Below are 22,034 nucleotides of genomic sequence, written 5' to 3' on the forward strand. Positions count from 1 at the left end.
ACGTGCGATGACTGGGATGGATGTTTTGCAACAGGACCAGCGGGAGATGAAACCCGCCTTGCTGAAGGGGCTGCGGCTGCGCTGCCCGAACTGCGGCGAGGGCAAGCTCTTGCACAGCTATCTCAAGGTAAACGACAGCTGCAGCGAATGCGGCCAGGAGCTGCACCACCAGCGCGCTGATGACGGGCCGGCCTATCTGACTATTCTGGTGGTGGGCCACATTCTCGGCTTTGCGCTGCACATTGTTTACACTCAGCTGCGCCCGGACCCCTGGACCTTGGCGATCATCATGTCGGTGATTACGGTAGGGGCCTCGCTGTTGATGCTGCCGCGGATGAAGGGGCTGGTGGTGGCTTATCAATGGGCCAAGCGGATGCACGGGTTCTGAATCCGGCCGGAAACCAACCTGAAACCAACCAGTTAAAATGCAAAAGGCGGGCCGATGGCCCGCCTTTTTCCGGTTTCGCCCTGCGCCGCGCAGCGGCGCCGGGCCCAACTGGTGTGGCTCATGTGTCATGAGCCAAGCAACAGGCGGGAGAACACCCGCCTGCCGCGCTACAGCTCAGACCAGGCGCGAGGTGTCTTTGGCTGCGCGGACGAAATCGTCAAACAGCGGGTGCGGCGCAAAAGGTTTGGATTTCAGCTCCGGGTGGAATTGCACACCGATAAACCACGGATGGTCTTTCCATTCCACGATTTCCGGCAGGCGGCCGTCGGGCGACATGCCCGAGAAGTTCAGCCCGCATTCTTCCAGCTTCTCGCGGTATTTGATGTCCACCTCATAGCGGTGGCGGTGGCGCTCCTCGATGTGGGTGCTGCCATAGGCGGCGGCGACCTTGGAGCCTTCGGTCAGCGCCGCGTCATAAGCGCCCAGGCGCATGGTGCCGCCCTTGTCGTCATCCGCCTTGCGGCTGATCTTGTGGTTGCCCTGCACCCATTCCTTCAGGTGATAGACCACCGGCTCGAACCGTTTCTTGCCGGCTTCATGGTCGAATTCTTCCGAACCAGCCTCGGTAATGCCCGCCACATTGCGCGCGGCTTCGATCACCGCCATCTGCATGCCCAGGCAGATGCCCAGGTAGGGGACGTCGTTTTCGCGGGCGTATTGCGCCGCCTTGATCTTGCCCTCGGTGCCGCGCTCGCCAAAACCGCCGGGGACCAGGATCGCGTGGTAACCCTGCAGGTAGGGGGCGGCGTCTTCCTTGTCGAACAGCTCGGCGTCGACCCATTCGATCTTGACCTTGACCCGGTTCGACATGCCGCCATGGGTCAGCGCCTCGGCGATGGATTTATAGGCGTCTTCCAGCTGGGTGTATTTGCCGACAATGGCCACCTTCACTTCGCCTTCGGGGTTGTAGATGCGGTCGGCCACATCTTCCCAGCGGGCCAGGTTCGGCTTGGGGGCAGGGGAGATGCCAAAGGCATCCAGAACCGCCTGATCCATGCCTTCGCGGTGATAGGCCAGCGGCGCCTCGTAGATCGACTTCAGATCCTGCGCGGCAATCACGCTGTCGGGGCGCACGTTGCAGAACAGCGCCAGCTTTTCGCGTTCTTTTTTCGGGATCGGGCCTTCGGAGCGGCAGACCAGAATGTCCGGCGCCAGCCCGATTGAGCGCAGCTCCTTGACCGAGTGCTGGGTCGGTTTGGTTTTCAGCTCGCCGGACGCCTTGATATAGGGCAGCAGGGTCAGGTGCATGAACAGGCACTGGCCGCGCGGCTTGTCCTGGGCGAACTGGCGGATCGCTTCAAAGAAGGGCAGGCCTTCGATGTCGCCGACAGTGCCGCCGATCTCGCAGAGCATGAAGTCGACTTCATCCTCGCCGATCGAGATGAAATCCTTGATCTCGTTGGTGACGTGGGGAATGACCTGAATGGTCTTGCCCAGATAGTCGCCGCGGCGCTCTTTTTCCAGCACGTTGGTGTAGATCCGGCCTGACGAAATCGAGTCGGTCTTGCGCGCAGGCACCCCGGTGAACCGTTCGTAATGGCCGAGATCCAGATCGGTCTCGGCGCCATCGTCGGTGACAAAGACCTCGCCGTGTTCAAACGGGCTCATCGTGCCCGGATCGACGTTCAGATAGGGGTCCAGCTTGCGCAGGCGGACCGAGTAGCCCCGCGCCTGCAGAAGGGCGCCAAGCGCGGCCGAAGCCAGGCCTTTGCCCAAGGATGAAACAACACCGCCGGTGATGAAGATAAAACGCGCCATATGTATTCGGCTGCCCCCGTGAGAAGTCAGATTTCAGCTGCCCGGCGGTGATTGGAATCACCCCAAAAACCGCAGCATCACGGGACTTCATATATAAAGGATTCGCGCAAACAACGCAAGGGAACCGCAAGATGCTGTTGCGGTTCCTAAAACCCTCTCAAGGTGTAGTGTGTCAGTCTGCGCTGGGAACCAGCGGAGCGTTGTCGCCCTCAGAAGGCGGCAGAAGATCGCTGCCCAGCGGGACTGCCGGAGCGTCGCCCTGCTCTTCGGCCTGCGGCACTGCCAGACGGTCGGTGACCGAGGCGCCTGCGGATTTCTGCGCGGCCATGATGGTCAGGGTGATCGAGGTGCAGATAAAGGCAATGGCCAGGATCCAGGTCAGCCGGCTAAGCGCAGTGGCTGCCGCGCGGCCGGAGACAGCACCGCCGCCGCCGCCGCCCATGCCAAGGCCGCCGCCTTCGGAGCGCTGCAGCAGAACAACTGCAATCAGGCCGAGAGCCAAAAGAAGATGGATGATGAGAACAACGTTTTCCATGGGCCCCTGCGGCGGTTGGCTGAGTATCGGGCGGTAAATAGGCAAGATTGACCGGGGGGGCAAGGGCGGAGTTGCAGCCCCTGCCGTGAACCGTCCCGGACGTCACGCTACGTGAATGTTTGCATCATGAAACATGACTGGACAGGCCTCCTGCAGCGGCGCAGCATGGGGTATGCCTCATGATCACCCCGACCACCCGCATGCCCTTTTGCCGCCTGACCCTGCTTTGCGGGTCAAGGCGCTGGAAACGATTCTCACTCAGAAGGGGCTGATTGATCCCGCCGCACTGGAGGAGATCATTGATACATATCAAAACAGGATCGGCCCGCAGAACGGCGCCCGGGTGGTGGCGCGCGCCTGGAGCGATCCGGAGTTCAAGGCAGCGCTGCTGGCAGATGCTGATCCGGTGCTGGCGGACCTTGGGTTTTTTGGCCGCCAGGGCGAGCATATGGTGGTGGTGGAGAATACGGCCCTGCAGCACAATATGGTCGTCTGTACGCTGTGCAGCTGCTACCCGTGGCCTTTGCTGGGTATTCCGCCGGGCTGGTATAAGTCCGACGCCTATCGCGCCCGCGCGGTGCGCGAGCCGCGGAAAGTTCTGGCGGATTTCGGCGTGGCCTTGTCTGAGGGTACGGCTGTGCGGGTCTGGGATTCGACGGCTGAGGTCCGCTATCTGGTGCTGCCGATGCAGCCCGAAGGCACGGACGGGCTGAATGAAGATGATCTGGCCGCGCTGGTGACCCGCGACAGCATGATCGGCACCGGCCTGGCGCGGCAGCCGGGGGAGGTGCCGGCATGACCCGTGTGCATGACATGGGCGGGCGATTCGGTGACGGGCCGGTGGTGCCGGAGGCGGAGGACGCGCCGGTTTTTGCCGAGGACTGGCATGCCCGCGCCCTGGCAGTGACGCTGGCCTGCGGCGCCTTGGGGCAGTGGAATATCGACACCTCCCGCCACGCGCGGGAGAAGCTGTCGCCGCAGGATTACACGCGGTTTTCCTATTACGAGAAATGGATCTCGGCGCTGGCGGATCTGCTGGTTGAAAAGGGCGTGCTGACGCGCGAAGACCTGCAAGGGCAGGGGGCTACGGGGCTGCACGGGCTGGCGGAGCGGGCCTTGAAGGCGGACGCGGTGGCGGCTGCGCTGGCCAGGGGAGGGCCGGCAAACCGGGAGGGCGGGCCGAAGCCGCGGTTTCATCCGGGGCAGGCGGTGCGGGTGCGAATCCCTGCTGACAGTGTGCTGGTGGAGGGCGGCCACACCCGGCTGCCGCAATATGCCGCCGGGGCGCATGGCTATATCCTGCGGCTGCATGGCACCCATGTGCTGCCTGACAGCAACGCGCATGGATTGGGCGAGGCACCGGAGCCGCTGTATGCGGTGCGGTTTTCGGCGCGCACCTTGTGGGCACATCCCGAGCACCCCGAGGACGAGGTGGTGCTGGACCTGTGGCAAAGCTATCTGGAGGCACTATGAGCGGGTGTCCTGAGGTGGCCGCGCCGGAGCCGGTCTTTGCCGAGCCATGGCATGCGCAGGTCTTTGCACTGACGGTGCATCTGAACGAAGCCGGGCGGTTTACCTGGGGCGCGTGGGTCGAACGGTTCTCGGCCACTTTGCAGCGCCATGGCGTCAGCCGCGAGCTGGACGGCGGCGAGGATTACTTTTGCGCCTGGCTGGAAACGCTGGAGCTGTTTCTGGCCGAAGAGGGCGCGGCATCGCATGCGGAGGCCGAGGTGATGCGCAGCCGCTGGGAAGCGGCCTATCTGTCGACCCCGCATGGTGAGCCGGTCCGGCTAAGCGATTGACCGCGCAGCAGGTTCGGCCGCCGGGATCATCCGGGCGGGCGGTTTCAGGTTTTTTCTTTCGTCGATCTGAGCGCTGATCCGGTTAAGGATGGCGGCGCCGCCGGGTGGAGTAGGACAGACCCCGCGGGAGCCAGCTCGGGCAGGATTTCCTGAACGGCGCCCTTTTTATCGGGGCTTGTCTTCGGGGGATACGCAGAAAGCGCCACAGATGCCAGCGCTTTGTATCATGGCCCGTGCGCGGGGCCATGGCGGGTGATCCCGATCACTTGGCAGTCGGGCACCGTAGCGTGAGGATTGCGTCAAGGCGGCGTACGGCGGGTGCGCAACACCCTGTGGCTGGGCGCAATCCCGCCTGGAGAATCCGCCCGGAGTAAAGGTGCGCAACACCGCCGGGCAGATCCCGTCCGCCCCATCGGGGGTGCTCTTTTGACAGGTAAGCCCACCAACTGAACTCTTGCAGATCCGGCACGATAAGCTGCCTTGCAGGTCTGTTCCGCCGCCAGCCCGCGGACGGGCTCTGCCCGGCTGAGAGCAGGTTTCGCGGCGAAGATGGTACCGCGCGCCGTGAATTAGCGTCTGACAGCGGTGAATTTGCGGTTCCCCTGCCGGCGCAGCATCGCTATATGAGCGTGGGTTTGAACCAAGACTGTAAAGGACCGGATATGGCCAATGTCGTCGTAGTCGGCGCCCAGTGGGGCGACGAAGGGAAAGGCAAGATCGTGGATTGGCTGAGCGAGCGTGCAGACGTGATCGCGCGCTTCCAGGGCGGCCATAACGCCGGCCATACGCTGGTCATTGACGGCAAGGTCTACAAGCTGCACGCGCTGCCCTCGGGCGTGGTGCGCGGCGGCAAGCTGAGCGTCATCGGCAACGGTGTGGTGCTGGATCCCTGGCACCTGATGAAAGAAATCGCCACGGTCCAGGCGCAGGGTGTTGAGATCACCCCGGATACGCTGATGGTAGCGGAAAACACGCCGCTGATCCTGCCGCTGCATGGTGAATTGGACCGGGCGCGCGAAGAGGCGGCCAGTAAAGGCACCAAGATCGGCACCACCGGCCGCGGCATTGGCCCGTGTTACGAGGACAAAGTGGGCCGCCGGGCGATCCGCGTGGCCGATCTGGCCGATGAGGCGACGCTGATTGCCCGCGTTGACCGGGCGCTGCAGCATCATGATCCGCTGCGCAAGGGGCTGGGCGTTGACGCGGTTGACCGCGACGCGCTGATTGAACAGCTGAAAGAGATCGCACCGAAGATCCTGCCCTATGCGGCGCCGGTCTGGAAAGTGCTGAACGAGAAACGCAAGGCGGGCAAGCGGATCCTGTTTGAAGGGGCGCAAGGCGCGTTGCTGGACATTGATTTCGGCACCTATCCGTTTGTGACCTCGTCGAATGTGATTGCAGGCCAGGCGGCAACTGGTGTGGGCATCGGCCCCGGCTCGATCGATTATGTGCTGGGCATTGTGAAGGCCTATACCACACGGGTTGGCGAAGGCCCGTTCCCGACTGAGCTGTTGCAGGCCGATGGCACGCCGGATGCGGACGGCCAGCGTCTGGGTGAGCGCGGCCATGAGTTCGGCACCACCACCGGACGCCAGCGCCGTTGCGGCTGGTTTGATGCCTGTCTGGTGCGCCAGACCTGCGCCACCTCCGGCATCAACGGTATTTCGCTGACCAAGCTGGATGTGCTGGACGGGTTCGAGACCCTGAAGATCTGTGTGGGCTATGATCTGGACGGCGAGCGCCTGGATTACCTGCCGACGGCTGCCGACAGCCAGGCCCGCTGCACCCCGATCTACGAGGAAATGCCGGGCTGGAGCGAAAGCACCGAAGGCGCGCGCAGCTGGAACGACCTGCCGGCCAATGCGATCAAATACGTGAAACGCGTGGAAGAGCTGATTGATTGCCCGGTGGCATTGCTGTCCACCAGCCCGGAGCGGGACGACACCATTCTGGTGACCGATCCCTTTGCCGACTGATGGCTGAGGAAACAGGCCTGAGCTATAAGGCCCGGCGGCGCTGGGCACTGGTTATCCTGCTGGTCGGGATGCCGGTTTACATCGTGGCTGCGGTGACGGTGATGAATATGCTGGACCGGCCGCCGTTGTGGCTGGAGCTGCTGATTTATGTAGCGCTGGGGGTTGTCTGGGTGCTGCCGTTCAAATTTGTGTTCCGCGGTGTCGGCAAGGAAGATCCGGGCGCGGAACAGGAATAAGGTGAGGGGCGCTGCCCCTTTTGGCCTCCGGCCAATTCACCCCGGAGTATTTCGGCAAAGATGAAGCAGGATCCGGTTCGGAAACTGAAAAGGCGGCCCGCAATGGCCGCCTTTTTTGGTCTGTTTGCCGGGGCGTTCAGCCTGCGGCGCGTTTGCCGGGCTTGAAGCCGATGTCGCCGGAGGCGGTGAACTGGCCGTTGCCGGAGCGTTCGATCTTGCCGTCGCGCAACAGCTGGCCGAAAGAACGCAGCCCGTCTTCGCGGTTGAAGTCGCTGCTGCCGGCGCTGCGCACCTTGTTCATCAGCTGCGGGCGCGAGAAGTGGTCGCGGCCTTCGACAAAGCTCATGTAGGCGGCGGCCGCTTCCAGCAGCTCATGCAGCTCGGCGGCGCCGCGTTCGGCGGCGTAGGAGGCAAAACCGCTGCTGCCTTCGGTCTCGTCGCCCAGAACCGCAGCCGAGACCCGGCGCGGGCGCACCGGCTGCTGCGGAGTGCTGCCTTCGTCAATGCGCTGTTCAGCCACCAGTTTCAGCGGGGCCGGGCGGGAGGCCGGGCCGGCCGGACGTTCCGAGGCGTTCGGGCGGGACTCCGGGCGGCGCGGGCGGACCACGCTGGCCAGGTCTTCGCGGTAAGGCTTGGCGCCATCGCTGCCTGTGGTGCCGGCGGCAGAGCCTTCGGCCTTGGTGGCGGCGACAGCGCCGCGCAACTGGCTGTAAGCCTCGCGGGAAGAGGCGGTGTCAGGGTCTTCGAGTTTTTCGTCGGCGGCGGCCATCAGCCGGGAGACATCGCTGTCCGCCAGGCTGGCTGCTGCGGACTGGTCCGTGGGCTGGGCTGGGGACTGGACGGGGGAATCCCCGGCGTCCTGATCTTCGGAAGCGGCCAGGATCTCGGCCTCCACCACAGCCAGTTCGCGCATCAGGTCGGCTTCGTCTTCCTGCGACAGCGGCGGCTGCCCGGGTGCGGGGTCTTCGCTGGCTTTGGCTTCTTCCAGCCGGCCGGACGCGACCGCCTTGTCAAAGTCGGCGCGCTTCACCTTGGTGATGCGTACCCGCGCCGGGCGGGCGGGGGCAGGTTTGGCAGCGGCGGCTTCGTCTTCGGCGTTGCCGGCCAGGAGGTTTTCGGCGCCGCGGCTGTCTGTGGTTTCGCTGGCGTCCGCTGCAGCCGGCGCATTGTCTTTATCCTGCAGGCCGGCAAACAGGCTGTCGCTGTCTTGTGCCGGGTCATCGCTTGCAGAGGCGGCCCCGGTGTTCAGGTCCAGGCGGTCCAGTGCCTTGGCGATTGCATCGTTGTCTTCATCATCGAAGCCCTGTGCGCCGTCGACGTCATCCTCCAGCAGCGCGTTTGAGATGTCCTCGGCGGCGCTTTCCAGCACGTCGTCGGCATGTTCGTCTTCGGTGAAGTCTTCGTCCGGGGTCTGTGCCACCACGGCACGGATGCGCTGCAGTTTGGCGGCGATGCTGTCTGCGGCCGGCACGGTGTCTTCGCCGGTGTCCATTCCGGCGTCTTTTCCGGCGCGCGGAGCGGCTTCGGCCTTTGCTTCCCTGGGGGTGTTAACCTCAGCGGCAGCGGCTTCATTGACTTCGAGCAGTTCGACTTCGGGGGCGCTGTCTTCGGTGGCCTGCACATCTTCGCTTGCGGTTTCCAGCACCGTGGCGATGGCTTCTTCGGCTTCGGCTTCGGCTTCGGCTTCGGCTTCGGCTTCGGCTTCGGCTTCGGCTTCGGCTTCGGCTTCGGCTTCCTCAATCTCTGCTGCTTCGGATTGGGCTTCCTCTACAACGGCCTCGGCGGCAGAATCGGAGGCTTCGGCAGCAATCGTGTCTGCTGCTGTGCTTACTTCAGCGGCGGCCTCGGTCACGGCAGTTTCTGCAGATTCTTCTGCCGGGGCGGGTTGTTCTGCAGCCGGTTCCGCAGCAGGTGCCGGTGCGGGGACAGTCTGTGCCGGAGCTGCCTTAGACGGAACAGCCTGTGCCGGAGCAGGGGGTTCAACTGCGGCGGTGCCAAGCGCCGGGGTGGCGGCGCGCAGGTGGATACCGCCGTCGCTGGTGCGGGCCTCGACCTGGCGGGCAATCTCGCGTTGGGCGATGCGGGCCAGCATGTCGGCGTCAGGCTGGGGCGGCTCGGCCCCGAAATACCTGTCGTCCGACGCAAGGTCGCGGAAATACTCGGCAATTGCCTTCATGGTGCCGAAGGAATCCTCAAACCCTTCCAAAGTGCAGGAAAAGGTTCCATAGGATACGGTCAAGACTTTGTTGTTATGTACCATCAGCTCGCTCGTCTTCGTCACATTTGTTGCCATTCACCATATTGGCAGAAGGGACCAATTTTGCTCGAATCCGTGCAATTGATCGTATCATTTTGTGTTCAGAATGTGACCTGTTTCCAAAACTGCCAGGAATGCGCCCCATGAACCGTCTGATTGTTGAGGAATTGGAACCAATCACCCTGGTTGGCGGCGGTGCGCTTGGGGCTGACGATCTGGCGGCGGCGCTGGCGCTGGCACCGGTGCTGGTGGCGGCCGATGGCGGGGCTGCCGCGGTTTTGGCGGCGGGCTGTGTGCCAAGTGCGGTGATCGGCGATTTTGACTCGCTGCCGCAGGATGTGCGGGACCGTCTGCCGCCGGAGTGCCTGCATCCGGTGGCCGAGCAGGACAGCACCGATTTTGACAAGGCGCTGCGGGGGATTGCGGCGCCGGTGGTGCTGGCGGTGGGGTTTCTGGGTGCGCGGGTGGATCACCAGCTGGCGGCGTTCAATACGCTGGTGCAGGGGCATCAGACCCCTTGTGTGCTGATTGGTGAGACCGAAGTGATTTTTCACCTGACCCATGCGGTGGACCTGCCGGCGGCGGCGGGGGAGGTTGTCTCGCTGTTTCCGATGCAGGCGGTGCAGGGGCGGTCCGAGGGGCTGGAGTGGCCCATTGATGGCTTGCAGATGTCGCCGATGGGGCGGATTGGCACGTCGAACCGGGCCACCGGACCGCTGCGGCTGGTGCCGGAGGGGCCGGGGCTCTTGGTGATCGTGCCGCGGCGGCTGCTGGCGGCGGTGGCGGCGGCGGTCAGGCGGGATTGATCCGTTCTGCGATCTCGGCGGCCTTGCGTTCGCGCAGCACCGCATAGAGACCGGCACTGATGGTCAGCAGGATGCCAAAGGCCGCGAGGGTGTTCGGGAGTTCATAGAAGAACAGCCAGCCGAAGAACACGGCCACCGGGATTTCCAGGTATTGCATCGAGGCGAGGGTGGAGGTGGGGGCAAACCGCAGGCTCCAGGTCATCATCAGATGCGCGACGGTGCCCAGGGCGCCGGCGGCGGCCAGCAGGGTCCAGGTGTCCTGCGGCGGCGGGGCGGTGGAGAGGGCGGGCAGGCCGATGGCGTCGCCGATCAGGAACACCGGGGCCAGCAGCGCCGTGCCCATGGCGCCGGCCACGGCCTGAACCGCGATCGGGTCGGTCTCCTTGGCGATCTTGCGGGTGATCAGCATGAACAGGGCAAAGATTACCGCCACCAGCAGCGGCCAGAGCGCGTTCCAGCCGACGGCGGCAAAGCTGGGCTGGATGACCAGTAATGTGCCGGTGAAGCCCACGATGCAGGCACCGAGGCGGCGCAGGCCGACTTCTTCGTTCAGGACGTATTTGCCCAGCAGCAGCATCAGGAAGGGCATCACGAAGGCAATCGCCACTGCGTCGGCCAAGGGCAGATAGCGGAAGGCGGTGAACATGGCGGCGATGCCGCCCATCTGCAGAAGCGTACGCAGGAACAAGAGCGGCGCCACCCGGCGCGACAGGCTGAGCGGCAGCCGCAGCGCCAGAGCCAGCGGCAGCAGGATCGCGGCCTGGGCGGCAAAGCGGATGAAAACGATCTGGGCAACCGGCACCCGGTCGGTCAGCAGTTTGGCAATGGCGTCCCCGAGCGGGATCACCATGCAGAAACCCAGCATCAGGGCGATGCCGAGGAGGGGCCGGTCCTGTGTCATGGCGCCACGCTAGGCCCGCAAGGAAGGCGGCGCAAGCTGGAGTTGCGGGGAAAAGAGAGACGTTGCGCCTCATTGGAAGGAAAGAGCGCCAGTTGCCGAGCCCCGCGCCCAAAGGCCCGGGGCTGACCTTGGGAGGGCGCGAATGCGCCTTCCCGGGAGGAAGGTCAGGCGCGGGCCGTGCCGCTTCGCGACACGTCCCAAGAAGGGTTTCCTAAAGAGACCGGAACCTCAGCAGTTCGGAACGTTCACGGCGAGGCCGCCAAGCGAGGTTTCCTTATACTTGTCGTGCATGTCGGCGCCGGTCTGGCGCATGGTCTCGATGCAGGCGTCGAGCGGCACGAAGTGCTGGCCGTCGCCGCGCAGGGCGAGGGAGGCGGCGGAGACCGCCTTGATCGCCGCGAGGCCGTTGCGCTCGATGCAGGGAACCTGCACCAGGCCCTTCACCGGGTCGCAGGTCATGCCCAGGTGATGCTCCAGCGCGATCTCAGCCGCGTTTTCCACCTGTTCGGGGGTGCCGCCCATCACCGCGCAGAGGCCCGCGGCGGACATCGCGGCAGCGGAGCCGACCTCTGCCTGGCAGCCGGCCTCGGCGCCGGAGATAGACGCGTTGTACTTGACCAGGCCGGCAATTGCGGCGGCAGTCAGCAGGAAGTCCTCGACGTGGCTTTCCGAGGCGCCGGGCACGTGGTCGAGGTAGTAGCGGATCACCGCGGGCAGGGTGCCTGCGGCGCCGTTTGTGGGGGCGGTCACGACCTGGCCGCCGGCCGCGTTTTCCTCGTTCACCGCCATCGCATAGACGCTCATCCAGTCGTTGATGGTGTGCGGCGCAGTGAGGTTCATGCCGCGTTCGGCCATCAGCGTATCATGGATTCCCTTGGCGCGGCGGCGCACCTTGAGGCCGCCGGGCAGGATGCCGTCGCGCTCCAGGCCGCGGTTGATGCAGTCGTTCATCACCTGCCAGATGCGGGCGGTGCCTTTGGCGAGGCTGACTTCGCAGCCGCGGGCAATCTCGTTGGCGCGCTTCATCTCGGCGATGGATTTGCCGCTGGCCTTGGCCATTTCCAGCATTTCGGCGGCGGATTTGAAGGGGAAGGGGACAGGGTCGCCTTCGTCGGTCGCCTTGCCTGCGGCGAGTTCTTCTTCGGTCACGACAAAGCCGCCGCCGATCGAGTAGAACACCTGTTTCAGGATCACGTCGCCCTGGGCATCGGTGGCCATCAGGATCATGCCGTTGGCGTGGCCCGGCAGTGCGTGATCATAGTCGAAGATCATGTCGGCCTTGGGGTCGAAATGCAGCGCGCCCAGCCCTTCGGGGTGCATGGTGTGGGTCTTGTCCAGCTCCGCCAGGAAGGCCTCCGCCTTGGCGTCGTCATAGTCATGGGCGACAAAGCCGCCGAGGCCGAGGATGGTGGCGCGGTCGGTGGCGTGACCGACGCCGGTGAAGGCGAGCGAGCCGTGCAGCGAGGCGCGCAGCCCGTGGAATTCAAACGGCGAGGCGCGCATCATGTCGAGGAAGCGCGCGGCGGCGACCATCGGACCCATGGTGTGGGAGGACGACGGGCCGATGCCCACTTTGAACATGTCGAAAACGGAGAGGAACATTAGGTGGCTGATCCTTCTGGGGGATTGGCGTAGGCCGGGGATGTGAACGGGGTGGCGCCGAGGCCCTCGGCCTCGCGTGCCACGGTAACGGCGGAGCGGTGTTCCAGCGCGGCGCAGATCCGCTGCAGGCTGGGGTATGCGGCGATGCGGAACCAGGATCTGTCCGCATCGGCAGGATACAGCCCCATCCAGCGCAGTTGGCAGGCCAGGTAATAGTCCAGCACCGAAGGCTGCGGCGCGCCGAGCCAGGCGGGGCGCTCGGCGGCGGCGCGGTCGAGACTGGTCAGATGCTGATGCAGCCGCTGGCGGATGACGGACTGCAGCTGCGCCTGCTGGGCAGGGTCATCGCCGATGTATTTTTGCGGATAGAACAGAATCCGCAGATCAGCATGCAGGGTGTTGGAGGCAAAGAACAGCCATTTCAGGAACGGTGCGTAGTCCGCAGTGCCTGCCGCCGGGGCCATCGCCCCGTGCCGTCCGGCCAGCCACAGCAGGATGGCGGCGGTTTCAAACAGCGCACCATCGGGCGTTTCCAGCACCGGGATCAGCCCGCCGGGATTGAGCGCCAGATAGTCCGCGCTGCGCTGCGCCTTTGCCTTGCGGTCAACGAGAACGGCGTCAAACGGCAGGCCAAGCTCCTCCAGCACCAGCCGGATGACCAGTGAAGCATTGTCGGGGGCGTAGTGCAGGCGGTATTCGGGTTTCATGACGCAATATTATGACGCAGACGCCCGGAATATGTGTCCGTTTCCGGCGTTTCCAATAGGAAACCCGCCTTTGTGATGCAGGTTTTGCTGCCGGGGCGCCGGATGGCGGTTTCCTGCCTGCGATTCAGGCGGCTATTGCCGCCGGGCGGTGCAGACAAAATGGGTGAGCGACATGAAGAATCTGCCCTCGGCGGCCAGTTCCTGCTGTTCCTGCGCCCAGGCGGCGGCGTCATCGTGGTCGGTGGCGCCGATATCCACCGCAAAGGCGCGGATCAGCTGGATCATCATTGCCGCCAGCCCGTCCGGGCGCAGGGTGGTGTCGCAGACTGCAAGCGGCTGCATCCGCTGCATTTCAAATCCGCAGCTGCGCAGTTCGGAGGGCAGTTTTGCAGGCAGGTCGCGCACCGCCATGTGGCGGCTCCAGGCCTCCAGCATCCGGTTCATGCGTGTGGTATTGTCGCTGTGCCAGGCCAGGGTGTCCCAATGCATGTCGCCAACCACCAGCAGCCCGCCGGGCTTCAGCACCTTATGCAAGGCGCGCAGGGCAAGGCGGCGGTCGGTCAGGTATTCGAACACTTGCAGCGAAACGGCTTTGTCAAAGCTTTCCGTCTGAAACGGCAGCCGGGCCGCATCGCCCTCGGCCAGGGTGGTATTGGCGCGCGCCTCCAGCCGGTTGCGGGCGGCGGCCAGCATGTCGGGGCTGGTGTCCAAGCCAGTCACGTGGCCGGCCGGGCCGACAGCGCGGGCCAGTTCCAGCGTCAGCAGCCCGTTGCCGCAGCCCAGATCCAGGATGCGGTCTCCCGGTTCGGGCGTCAGCGCGTCGAAACTGGCCCGCCGCCGCTGCGACACATCGGCGCCCTGATAGGCGTCTTCCAGCACACGGGCGGTTTCCTCGTCGAATTGCAGCATGGTTTTGATCCCCCAAGTTGAAAATCAATAGCCCGGCTGCGGCGCATTTCCAGCCGCGGCGCCGGAATCCGCTGCAAGCCCCCTCGCACAGAGGCGGCAAACCGCCTATAACCGCGGCAAATGCGTATTCATGGAGTCACCTGATGACCGGAGAGCTGTCGCCCATCGACAAGGCGAAATTTGTGGCTGCCAAACGGGCCGCTGAAATGGTTGAGGATGGCATGCGTGTCGGCCTTGGCACCGGTTCCACCGCGGCCTGGCTGGTGCGCTGCCTGGGCGAGATGGTGAGCCGCGACGGGCTGAAGATCACCGCAGTGCCGACCTCCAGCCGCACTGCCGCGCTGGCGCGGGATGTGGGCATCAATGTGGTGTCGCTGGACGAGGCCAAATGGCTGGATATGACCATTGACGGCGCCGATGAGTTCGACGCCGATCTGAACCTGATCAAGGGCGGCGGCGGCGCGCATCTGCAGGAGAAGATCGTGGCCACCGCCTCGGACCAGATGGTGGTGATTGCCGATGCCAGCAAGTCGGTTGAGACCCTGGGCGCCTTCCCGTTGCCGGTTGAGGTGCTGCCGTTCGGCTGGCAGAGCAGCCAGGCGCTGATTGAGGAAACCCTGGTATCGATGGATGTGATGGGCCGCACCACGACGCTGCGGATGAACGGCGATGCGCCGTTTGTGACCGATGAGGGCAATTACATCCTGGATCTGCATCTGAAGCGCATCGGCAATGCCCGCCAGCTGGCGCTGGTGATGAACCAGATCCCCGGCGTGATCGAGAACGGGCTGTTCATCGACATCTGCGACACCGTGGTGATCGGTTTCGGCGACGGCAGGGTCGAGGTGCGCGACATCAACGAAGGCACGGTTGAGAAGGACAAGCTGGACTTTGTCGAGAACGACAACCTGTTCACCGATCTGCAGGATTGAATTGCACCCGGCCGGCAGGCCGGGCGCTGCCCTGCGCTTTCTGTGTGGGGCCTTTCGCCTCACAACCCTGTGCAAATTCAATGCAAAAGGTTGAATGCGCCGCAGGAACGCCCACTTGGGCATATGGCGTTTGGTGGTCCGTTATGGGATACACCTGATCAAGAAATGCAAAGGGCGGGATTTCATGAGCTTTGATTACGATCTGTTTGTCATCGGCGGCGGCTCGGGCGGGGTGCGGGCGGCGCGTGTTGCGGCGCAGGAAGGCGTCAAGGTGGCGCTGGCCGAGGAAGACCGCTATGGCGGCACCTGTGTGATCCGCGGTTGTGTGCCGAAGAAGCTGATGGTTTTTGCCTCGGAGTATTCCGGCATGGTCGAGGATGCCCAGGCCTATGGGTGGGACATCAAAGCAGGTGATTTCAGCTGGGATGCCTTCAAGGGCAAGCTGCATGCGGAACTGGACCGGCTGGAAGGCATCTACCGCAACATCCTGAAAAACAACGGTGTCGAGAGCTTTGATCAGCGTGCCAAGCTGGCCGATGCCCACACGGTTGAGCTGGCTGACGGCACCCGCAAGACGGCCAAGCATATTCTGGTGGCAACCGGCGGCTGGCCGACCGTGCCGGAATTTCCGGGCGCGGAGCTGGCGATCACGTCGAACGAGATTTTCCACCTGGATAAGCTGCCCGAAAGCCTGCTGATTGTCGGCGGAGGTTACATCGCGTCTGAATTTGCCGGCATCATGAACGGCCTGGGCGTCAAGACGACGCAATTCTACCGCGGACCGCAGATCCTGCGCGGATTTGACGAAGAAGCGCGCGGCGTGATTGCCGAGGGCATGGCCGAGGCGGGCGTCGACCTGCAGTTGAACACCAATGTCACCGAAATGCAGGCCGAGGGCGATAAGATCCGGGTGACCGATACCCATGGCAACAGCCATCTGTTCGACAAGGTGATGTACGCCACGGGCCGCGCGCCCAATGCGGACAATCTGGGGCTTGAAGACATCGGCGTCGAGCGCGGCAAGGGCGGCGCCATTGTGGTGGATGCCTACAGCCAGACTGCGGTGCCGTCGGTCTTTGCCGTTGGCGATGTGACCGACCGGGTGAACCTGACACCGGTGGCGATCCGCGAAGGCATGGCCTTTGTCGAGACCGTGTTTAAGGGCAACCCGACCAGCCCCGACCACGAGCTGATCCCGACGGCGATTTTCACCCAGCCGGAAATGGGCACCGTGGGTCTGAGCGAAGAAGACGCGGCCAAGCAGGAAGCGATCGAGGTTTACTCGACCTCCTTCAAGCCGATGCAGCAGGCCTTTGCGGGGCGGGCCCAGAAAGTGCTGATGAAACTGGTGGTGTCCAAGGCCACGCGCAAGGTGCTGGGCTGCCATATTGTCGCGCCGGGGGCGGGAGAGATGATCCAGCTGGCCGGAATTGCCGTAAAGATGGGCGCAACCAAGGAAGATTTCGACCGTACGGTTGCGGTCCACCCGACAATGTCGGAAGAGTTGGTAACGCTGAAGACTCCGGTACGCTCGACCTGATCGGGCAGACCGGCAATAATTTAGACCTCATGCCGGCCAGTGTGAAAAATCATCGGCGGCAGCATATGGATAGGAGACAAATGGCGGGCAATAGCGGTGGCCCATGGGGGGGCGGTGGCTCCTCTGGCGGCGGAGGAGGCAACCGGGGCAATAACGGCGGCAACAATGGCGGCGGCGGCGGCCGCAAGCCGGAGGACCCCCAGATCCCCGAGATTGACGAGCTGGTCAAGAAAGGCCAGGAGCAGCTGCGCGTCCTGATGGGCGGGCGCGGCGGGTCCGGCGGACGGGGCGGCCGCGGCGGCGGTTCCGGCGGCGGCGGACCGCTGTTCACCAAGGGCACGCTGGGGCTGGCCGTTGTTGCTGCAGCCGTGCTGTGGGGCTTTGCCAGCTTCTATACCGTAAAGCCGGAAGAACAGTCGGTTGAGCTGTTTCTGGGGGAATACTCCTCGACCGGACAGCCGGGCCTGAATTTTGCGCCCTGGCCGCTGGTGACCAAGGAGATCCTGCCGGTCACCCGTGAACAGACCGAAGACATCGGTGTTGGCGGCGGCCGCAGCTCGGAAGCGGGGCTGATGCTGACCGGGGACGAGAACATCGTCGATATTGATTTCCAGGTGGTCTGGAACATCAACGATCCGGCGAAGTTCCTGTTCAACCTGCGCGATGCCCGCACCACCATTCGCGCTGTATCGGAATCGGCGATGCGCGAGATTATCGCCCAGTCCGAACTGGCGCCGATCCTGAACCGTGACCGTGGCTCGATCGCGTCGCGGCTGCAGGAGCTGATCCAGTTCACGCTGGACGATTACGACAGCGGCATCAACATCATCCGCGTCAACTTTGACAAGGCGGATCCGCCTGCGTCCGTGATTGCCGCCTTCCGCGATGTTCAGGCTGCTGAACAGGAACGCGACCGGCGCCAGAACGAAGCGGACGCCTATGCCAACAATGCGCTGGCTGAGGCCCGAGGTCAGGCGGCTGAGCTGCTGGAACGGGCCGAAGGCTACCGTGCGCGCGTTGTCAACGAAGCCCAGGGTGAGGCGAGCCGTTTCAGTGCGGTTCTGACCGAATACCAGAAGGCGCCTGAGGTGACACGCAAGCGGCTGTACATTGAAACCATGGAAAAGGTGCTGAGCCGGGTCGACAAGATCATCCTCGATGAGCAATCCGGCGAAGGACAGGGCGTCGTGCCTTACCTGCCGCTGAATGAACTGCGCCGCGGAGGAAGCAACTGATGCGTAAGACAACTCTTTTGCTGCCGGTGCTGGTGATCGCTGCAATTGCCGCGCTGTCGTCGGTGTTCATTGTGGACGAGCGCGAAAAAGCGCTGGTGCTGCAGTTCGGCCGGGTGGTCTCGGTCAAGGAAGATCCGGGCCTGGCGTTCAAGATCCCGGTGATCCAGGAGGTGGTGCGCTATGACGACCGCATCCTGAGCCGCGACATTGACCCTCTGGAAATCACCCCGTCGGACGACCGCCGTCTGGTGGTTGACGCCTTTGCGCGCTACCGGATTGTGGACGTGAACCGGTTCCGTCAGGCAGTTGGTGCCGGCGGTATCGCCACTGCGGAAAACCGGCTGGATTCGATCCTGCGGGCGCAAACCCGCGAGATCCTCGGCTCGGTCAGCTCCAACGACATCCTGTCGTCGGACCGTGCCGCGCTGATGCTGCGGATCCGCAATGGCGCCATTGCCGATGCGCGCGCTTTGGGCATTGCCATCATCGACGTGCGTCTGAAGCGCACCGACCTGCCGTCGGAAAACCTGGATGCGACGTTTGAGCGGATGCGGGCCGAGCGTGTGCGCGAAGCCACCGACGAACGCGCCCGCGGTAACGAAGCCGCACAGCGGATCCGGGCCCAGGCCGACCGCACCGTGGTTGAGCTGGTGTCGGAAGCGCAGCGCGAGGCGGAGATCATCCGTGGTGAATCGGATGCCGAACGCAACGCGATTTTTGCCCAGGCTTATGGTGCGGACCCGGAGTTCTTTGAATTCTACCGCAGCCTGAACGCCTATGCGAATTCGCTGCTGGCGGGGAATTCGACCATGGTGCTGTCGCCGGACAACGAGTTTTTCAACTACCTGAAATCCTCGGACGGCAAGCGGCCGGCAGGGCAGTAATGGGGTTCATCCTCCTGGCCCTTGGGCTGGTACTGATTGCAGAGGGGCTGGTGTACGCACTGGCCCCTTCGCTTGTGGAGCGTTTGCTGGAGATGCTGCGGGCCTTGAGCGAGGAGCAGCGCCGCAATGCCGGGCTGGCGGCACTGGCGCTGGGTCTGATCCTGGTTTGGCTGGCGTTCCGGTTTAGGGGAATTGGTTCAATTTTTAGCTGAAATAGGGTATCGTTCTCCCGCAACATGGGAGGAGCGGAATGGCGACCTATGATGATACTGGACCAGATGTCCCGCACCCGAATTTTGGCCGGAAACGTGTTCAGGTCCCTAAGGACAGGCAGGGAATGACTGGCGATAGTCCGCATCGAGCTTATTCTGATGAAGCAATGCGAGCTGCCATGGAATTGGCCCGGCATGCAGAAGCAATGGACGGGCGCTTTGTTGCTCAGCGGCTTGCGGTGACTGGTACTAATCTGCTTGTATCAGGTTCAGTTTTGTCATTCGGGCTTCAAGCTAAAGATTTGGATACGTTTCAATTTCTGAGCCTTGCCGTAGCTTTGGTGGGGTTGGGATTTTTGTTTCGATACATTGTCAAGACGATTGGTTGCGCTGAAGTCTACTACCACAAGTTGGGGAGTGCGGGGCGGCAAATCGTGATGCGCCATTTCGGGTTGAGGGTCATGCACTGGGACGCGGATGCCGCTTACACCGTCGCACAAGGCAAAAGGAACAGCAGCTATGACGCGCATGTCTATAAGTCATACGTCTGGATGAATTGGTTCGTGCCGGTCTGCGCTGCAGCTTTCCTATTAGCCTGGGGCCTTCAGTCAGGTTAGCTTGCCGTGGGTCTCCCGGCCCATAGAAAGCCTAGCTGGCGTTCCGGTTTGGCGTCTGAGCCGCAGTTTTCCCCTCGGATTTTCAGCGAAAACGTAAATTTTCCCTGCTAGAATAACCTGCAGCAGGACGCGCGCGTGCCGTTGCGGGCTGAAAACCCGGTCACAGCGGCTTTATTCCTTGCAACATTTGTTGCGGGGCGGGCGGAAGTTCCTACATTGGAGCCATAAGACTCTGCCCGGCTATCCTGGTGTTTATGCCGGTCCGTGGCGGACAAGAAGAATTAGAAGTGACAAGGAGTAGATCCGTGCAGCCACAGGCAATTGCAATTTCCGGCCGGGCAGGCGGCAGCAGCGCGATGATGCGCATGATCTGGCTTGCGGTGCTGGCCATGGCGGTCCTGCTGATGCAGGCGGTATCCGCGATGGCGCGCCCCGAAAGCCTGGCGCCGCTGGCCGATCAGGTCAGCCCGGCAGTGGTCAACATCACCACCACAACCGTGGTCGAGGGCCGCACCGGCCCGCAGGGCATTGTCCCCGAAGGCTCGCCGTTTGAAGATTTTTTCCGTGAATTCCAGGACCGCAACGGCAATGGCAATGGCAATCGTCCGCGCCGGTCCTCGGCGCTGGGGTCTGGGTTTGTGATTTCCGAGGACGGTTACATCGTCACCAACAACCATGTGATTGAAGGTGCGGATGAGATCGAGATCGAGTTTTTTCCCGGCGACGGCCAGCCTAAGGAGCTGCTGCCGGCCAAGGTGATCGGCACCGATCCCAACACAGATATCGCGCTGCTCAAGGTGCAGGCGCCCGCACCGCTGAAATTCGTCAAATTCGGCGACAGCGACACCGCCCGTGTCGGTGACTGGGTGGTCGCCATGGGCAATCCGCTGGGGCAGGGGTTCTCAGTCTCCGCCGGCATCGTGTCAGCGCGCAACCGCGAGCTGTCGGGGTCTTATGACGATTACATCCAGACCGATGCGGCGATCAACCGGGGCAATTCGGGCGGGCCGCTGTTCAACATGGATGGCGATGTTGTCGGCGTGAACACTGCGATCCTGTCGCCCAATGGCGGCTCCATCGGCATTGGCTTTTCGATGGCGTCGAATGTGGTGGTCAAAGTGGTCGACCAGCTGAAGAAATTCGGCGAGACCCGCCGCGGCTGGCTGGGTGTGAAGATCCAGGATGTGGATGCGGATCTGGCTGAGGCGATCGGCCTGGACAAGGCCCGCGGCGCGCTGGTGACGGACGTGCCCGAAGGCCCTGCCAAAGCGGCCGGTGTGCTGGCCGGCGACGTGATTGTCAGCTTTGACGGCGGCGATGTGAAGGACACCCGCGGGTTGGTGCGCCAGGTCGGCAATGCCGAGGTCGGCAAGACCGTGCGGCTGGTGGTGTACCGCGAGGGCAAGACAGAAACGTTGCGGGTGACTCTGGGCCGCCGCGAAGATGCCGAGCGCAGCCCCACCGGTCAGCAGAACGGTGACGGTGAACCCGGGCAGACCGAAAAGGAACTGCTGGGCCTGTCGGTCGGAGTTCTTACGGACCAGATGCGCGGTGAGCTGAATGTGGGCGAAGATGTCGAAGGACTGGCCATTCTGTCCGTGGATGAGACATCGGAGGCCTGGGAAAAGGGCCTGCGCGCCGGCGATGTGATCACCGAGGCAGGCCAGCAGAAGGTCACCTCGATCAGCGAGCTGGAAAGCCGCGTTGCTGAAGCCAAGGAGGCGGGCCGCAAGTCGCTGCTTCTGCTGGTGCGCCGCGGCGGCGAGCCGCGTTTTGTGGCGCTGAACCTGGCGAAGTAACCGCCTGAAGACAGGTCTTGTCCAAGTCGTCAAAGGCCGGGCTCTCTGCCCGGCCTTTGATCATTGCGGCAAGGAGTTATGCCCGTTTCATGAGCAACAGGCCGTGGCTGTCCTGTTCGGTGTGCCATCCCTTTGGGTCGGCAGCAAAGATCCGGCGGAAATCTTCAAGGTTGGGTTTTTCGTCGGATATCAGCACCCAGCCGCCCGGCCGCAGATGCGGCAGGCAGCGGGTCAGGACCGCCCGCCGGTCCGGCGCGGCCAGCATGTGCAGGGTCCGGTCGAACAGCAGGACGTCGTAGTCCTTGTCCGGCTCCCAAGTTGTGAGGTCGGCGGCAGCGCCGGTAATGTCCAGGCCTTCCTTTGCCGCAGCATCCAGCATATCCCGGATGCCATGCGGCGACAGGTCGACGCCTGTGACCCGGTGGCCCAGGCGGGCAATGAACAGCGCGTCCCGCCCCTGGCCGCAGCCGGCATCCAGAACATGCAGGCCTTGCGCCTTAAGCCCTGTGAAAAAGGCAGTGATTTCCGGAGAGGGAGTGCCGAGGGCGTCCGGGGTTTCGCGGTAGAGTTTGTCATAATTGTAAGCCATGCGCGGCACCGTAGCGGCCCGGTTGCGGAATGGCTAAGTGAAATATTCCGTGAGCGGAAGGCGGGCCCGGCGCAAGACTTTTCTGAAAAGTCTTGGCAAAAGTTTTTGGAAAACTTTTACGCCCCGTCGCTGACGGGCCGCGGCTGCCAACGAGAGTGCGGAGTGGGGAAGAGCCATGCGCTGGCGGGCGCATGGCTCTTTTGGGACAGGCAGCCATTGGGATGGAACGGATAATGGCTGTCTGTATCCGGTTATTGCCGGATGCAGACAAGCGTTCTGTAACCGGGAT

General features: G+C 63.5%; 22 protein-coding genes. 14 read left to right on the forward strand and 8 right to left on the reverse strand.

Annotated features, from left to right (window positions below):
* Positions 1–7 precede the first annotated feature (7 nt).
* The gene (locus K3555_RS06180) at positions 8–388 is read left to right on the forward strand and encodes a DUF983 domain-containing protein (RefSeq protein WP_259991097.1); all 381 of its coding nucleotides are present in this window, start codon (positions 8–10) and stop codon (positions 386–388) included.
* 174 nt (positions 389–562) lie between these two features.
* On the opposite strand, the gene K3555_RS06185 is transcribed toward K3555_RS06180, so the two are convergent.
* Both K3555_RS06185 and secG read right to left on the reverse strand, forming a co-directional pair.
* Positions 563–2,206, reverse strand: a complete 1,644-nt coding sequence (locus tag K3555_RS06185; RefSeq protein WP_129370301.1) for a CTP synthase — start codon at positions 2,204–2,206, stop codon at positions 563–565.
* A gap of 172 nt (positions 2,207–2,378) precedes the next feature.
* Positions 2,379–2,741, reverse strand: a complete 363-nt coding sequence (secG, locus tag K3555_RS06190) for a preprotein translocase subunit SecG (protein ID WP_259998000.1) — start codon at positions 2,739–2,741, stop codon at positions 2,379–2,381.
* Between the two features lie 172 nt (positions 2,742–2,913).
* Here secG and nthA point away from each other — a divergent pair, with 172 nt between their 5' ends.
* The 5 genes from nthA (at position 2,914) to K3555_RS06215 (ending at position 6,755) form a co-directional block, all read left to right on the forward strand.
* On the forward strand, positions 2,914–3,540 hold the full coding sequence (gene nthA / locus K3555_RS06195) for a nitrile hydratase subunit alpha (RefSeq protein ID WP_260007787.1): 627 nt from the start codon (positions 2,914–2,916) through the stop codon (positions 3,538–3,540).
* Positions 3,537–4,214, forward strand: coding sequence for a nitrile hydratase subunit beta (nthB, locus tag K3555_RS06200; protein WP_260007788.1), 678 nt, complete (start codon positions 3,537–3,539; stop codon positions 4,212–4,214). The genes nthA and nthB overlap by 4 nt, the downstream gene beginning before the upstream one ends.
* Positions 4,211–4,543 (forward strand): nitrile hydratase accessory protein, encoded by a 333-nt coding sequence (locus K3555_RS06205; protein WP_260007789.1) that lies wholly within the window; start codon positions 4,211–4,213, stop codon positions 4,541–4,543. The genes nthB and K3555_RS06205 overlap by 4 nt, the downstream gene beginning before the upstream one ends.
* Positions 4,544–5,205: 662 nt before the next feature.
* Complete coding sequence (locus K3555_RS06210) at positions 5,206–6,519, forward strand: adenylosuccinate synthase (RefSeq protein WP_259991108.1); 1,314 nt, start codon at positions 5,206–5,208, stop codon at positions 6,517–6,519.
* Positions 6,519–6,755, forward strand: a complete 237-nt coding sequence (locus K3555_RS06215; RefSeq protein ID WP_259991110.1) for a DUF2842 domain-containing protein — start codon at positions 6,519–6,521, stop codon at positions 6,753–6,755. The genes K3555_RS06210 and K3555_RS06215 overlap by 1 nt, the downstream gene beginning before the upstream one ends.
* A 136-nt stretch (positions 6,756–6,891) precedes the next feature.
* On the opposite strand, the gene K3555_RS06220 is transcribed toward K3555_RS06215, so the two are convergent.
* Positions 6,892–9,015 (reverse strand): chemotaxis protein CheA, encoded by a 2,124-nt coding sequence (locus tag K3555_RS06220; RefSeq protein WP_260007790.1) that lies wholly within the window; start codon positions 9,013–9,015, stop codon positions 6,892–6,894.
* 140 nt (positions 9,016–9,155) lie between these two features.
* On the opposite strand from K3555_RS06220, the gene K3555_RS06225 reads away from it, so the two are divergent.
* Positions 9,156–9,818, forward strand: a complete 663-nt coding sequence (locus K3555_RS06225) for a thiamine diphosphokinase (RefSeq protein ID WP_260007791.1) — start codon at positions 9,156–9,158, stop codon at positions 9,816–9,818.
* Here the strand turns inward: K3555_RS06225 and K3555_RS06230 are convergent.
* From K3555_RS06230 to K3555_RS06245, 4 genes are all read right to left on the reverse strand, one after another.
* Positions 9,805–10,719 carry a DMT family transporter gene (locus K3555_RS06230; RefSeq protein ID WP_260007792.1) on the reverse strand — a complete coding sequence of 305 codons (915 nt, stop codon included), beginning with the start codon at positions 10,717–10,719 and terminating at the stop codon, positions 9,805–9,807. The genes K3555_RS06225 and K3555_RS06230 overlap by 14 nt on opposite strands.
* Before the next feature lie 228 nt (positions 10,720–10,947).
* Positions 10,948–12,321: an L-serine ammonia-lyase gene (locus K3555_RS06235; protein WP_260007793.1), complete on the reverse strand. Its 1,374-nt coding sequence runs from the start codon at positions 12,319–12,321 to the stop codon at positions 10,948–10,950.
* Entirely contained in the window at positions 12,321–13,028 is a 708-nt protein-coding gene (locus tag K3555_RS06240; protein WP_260007794.1) for a glutathione S-transferase family protein, read from the reverse strand. Before K3555_RS06240 ends, K3555_RS06235 begins: the two co-directional genes overlap by 1 nt.
* Before the next feature lie 132 nt (positions 13,029–13,160).
* Positions 13,161–13,937, reverse strand: coding sequence for a methyltransferase domain-containing protein (locus K3555_RS06245; RefSeq protein WP_259998012.1), 777 nt, complete (start codon positions 13,935–13,937; stop codon positions 13,161–13,163).
* Between the two features lie 143 nt (positions 13,938–14,080).
* On the opposite strand from K3555_RS06245, the gene rpiA reads away from it, so the two are divergent.
* The 7 genes from rpiA (at position 14,081) to K3555_RS06280 (ending at position 21,156) form a co-directional block, all read left to right on the forward strand.
* Entirely contained in the window at positions 14,081–14,869 is a 789-nt protein-coding gene (gene rpiA, locus K3555_RS06250; protein ID WP_027259609.1) for a ribose-5-phosphate isomerase RpiA, read from the forward strand.
* A gap of 184 nt (positions 14,870–15,053) precedes the next feature.
* A complete protein-coding gene (gor, locus tag K3555_RS06255; protein WP_260007795.1) occupies positions 15,054–16,409 on the forward strand; it encodes a glutathione-disulfide reductase in 1,356 nt (451 codons plus the stop codon).
* 80 nt (positions 16,410–16,489) lie between these two features.
* Positions 16,490–17,644 (forward strand): FtsH protease activity modulator HflK, encoded by a 1,155-nt coding sequence (gene hflK, locus K3555_RS06260; RefSeq protein ID WP_259991125.1) that lies wholly within the window; start codon positions 16,490–16,492, stop codon positions 17,642–17,644.
* Positions 17,644–18,528: a protease modulator HflC gene (gene hflC, locus K3555_RS06265; RefSeq protein WP_259991127.1), complete on the forward strand. Its 885-nt coding sequence runs from the start codon at positions 17,644–17,646 to the stop codon at positions 18,526–18,528. Before hflK ends, hflC begins: the two co-directional genes overlap by 1 nt.
* On the forward strand, positions 18,528–18,740 hold the full coding sequence (locus tag K3555_RS06270; RefSeq protein ID WP_260007797.1) for a DUF2065 domain-containing protein: 213 nt from the start codon (positions 18,528–18,530) through the stop codon (positions 18,738–18,740). Before hflC ends, K3555_RS06270 begins: the two co-directional genes overlap by 1 nt.
* Before the next feature lie 38 nt (positions 18,741–18,778).
* Positions 18,779–19,357 (forward strand): hypothetical protein, encoded by a 579-nt coding sequence (locus K3555_RS06275; RefSeq protein WP_260007799.1) that lies wholly within the window; start codon positions 18,779–18,781, stop codon positions 19,355–19,357.
* A gap of 356 nt (positions 19,358–19,713) precedes the next feature.
* Entirely contained in the window at positions 19,714–21,156 is a 1,443-nt protein-coding gene (locus tag K3555_RS06280) for a Do family serine endopeptidase (RefSeq protein WP_260008501.1), read from the forward strand.
* 76 nt (positions 21,157–21,232) lie between these two features.
* Here K3555_RS06280 and K3555_RS06285 read toward each other — a convergent pair whose 3' ends face one another.
* Positions 21,233–21,745: a trans-aconitate 2-methyltransferase gene (locus K3555_RS06285; RefSeq protein ID WP_260007800.1), complete on the reverse strand. Its 513-nt coding sequence runs from the start codon at positions 21,743–21,745 to the stop codon at positions 21,233–21,235.
* Positions 21,746–22,034: the final 289 nt, after the last annotated feature.

Origin of the sequence: Leisingera sp. M527, assembly GCF_025141525.1 — a bacterium.
Lineage (GTDB): Bacteria > Pseudomonadota > Alphaproteobacteria > Rhodobacterales > Rhodobacteraceae > Leisingera.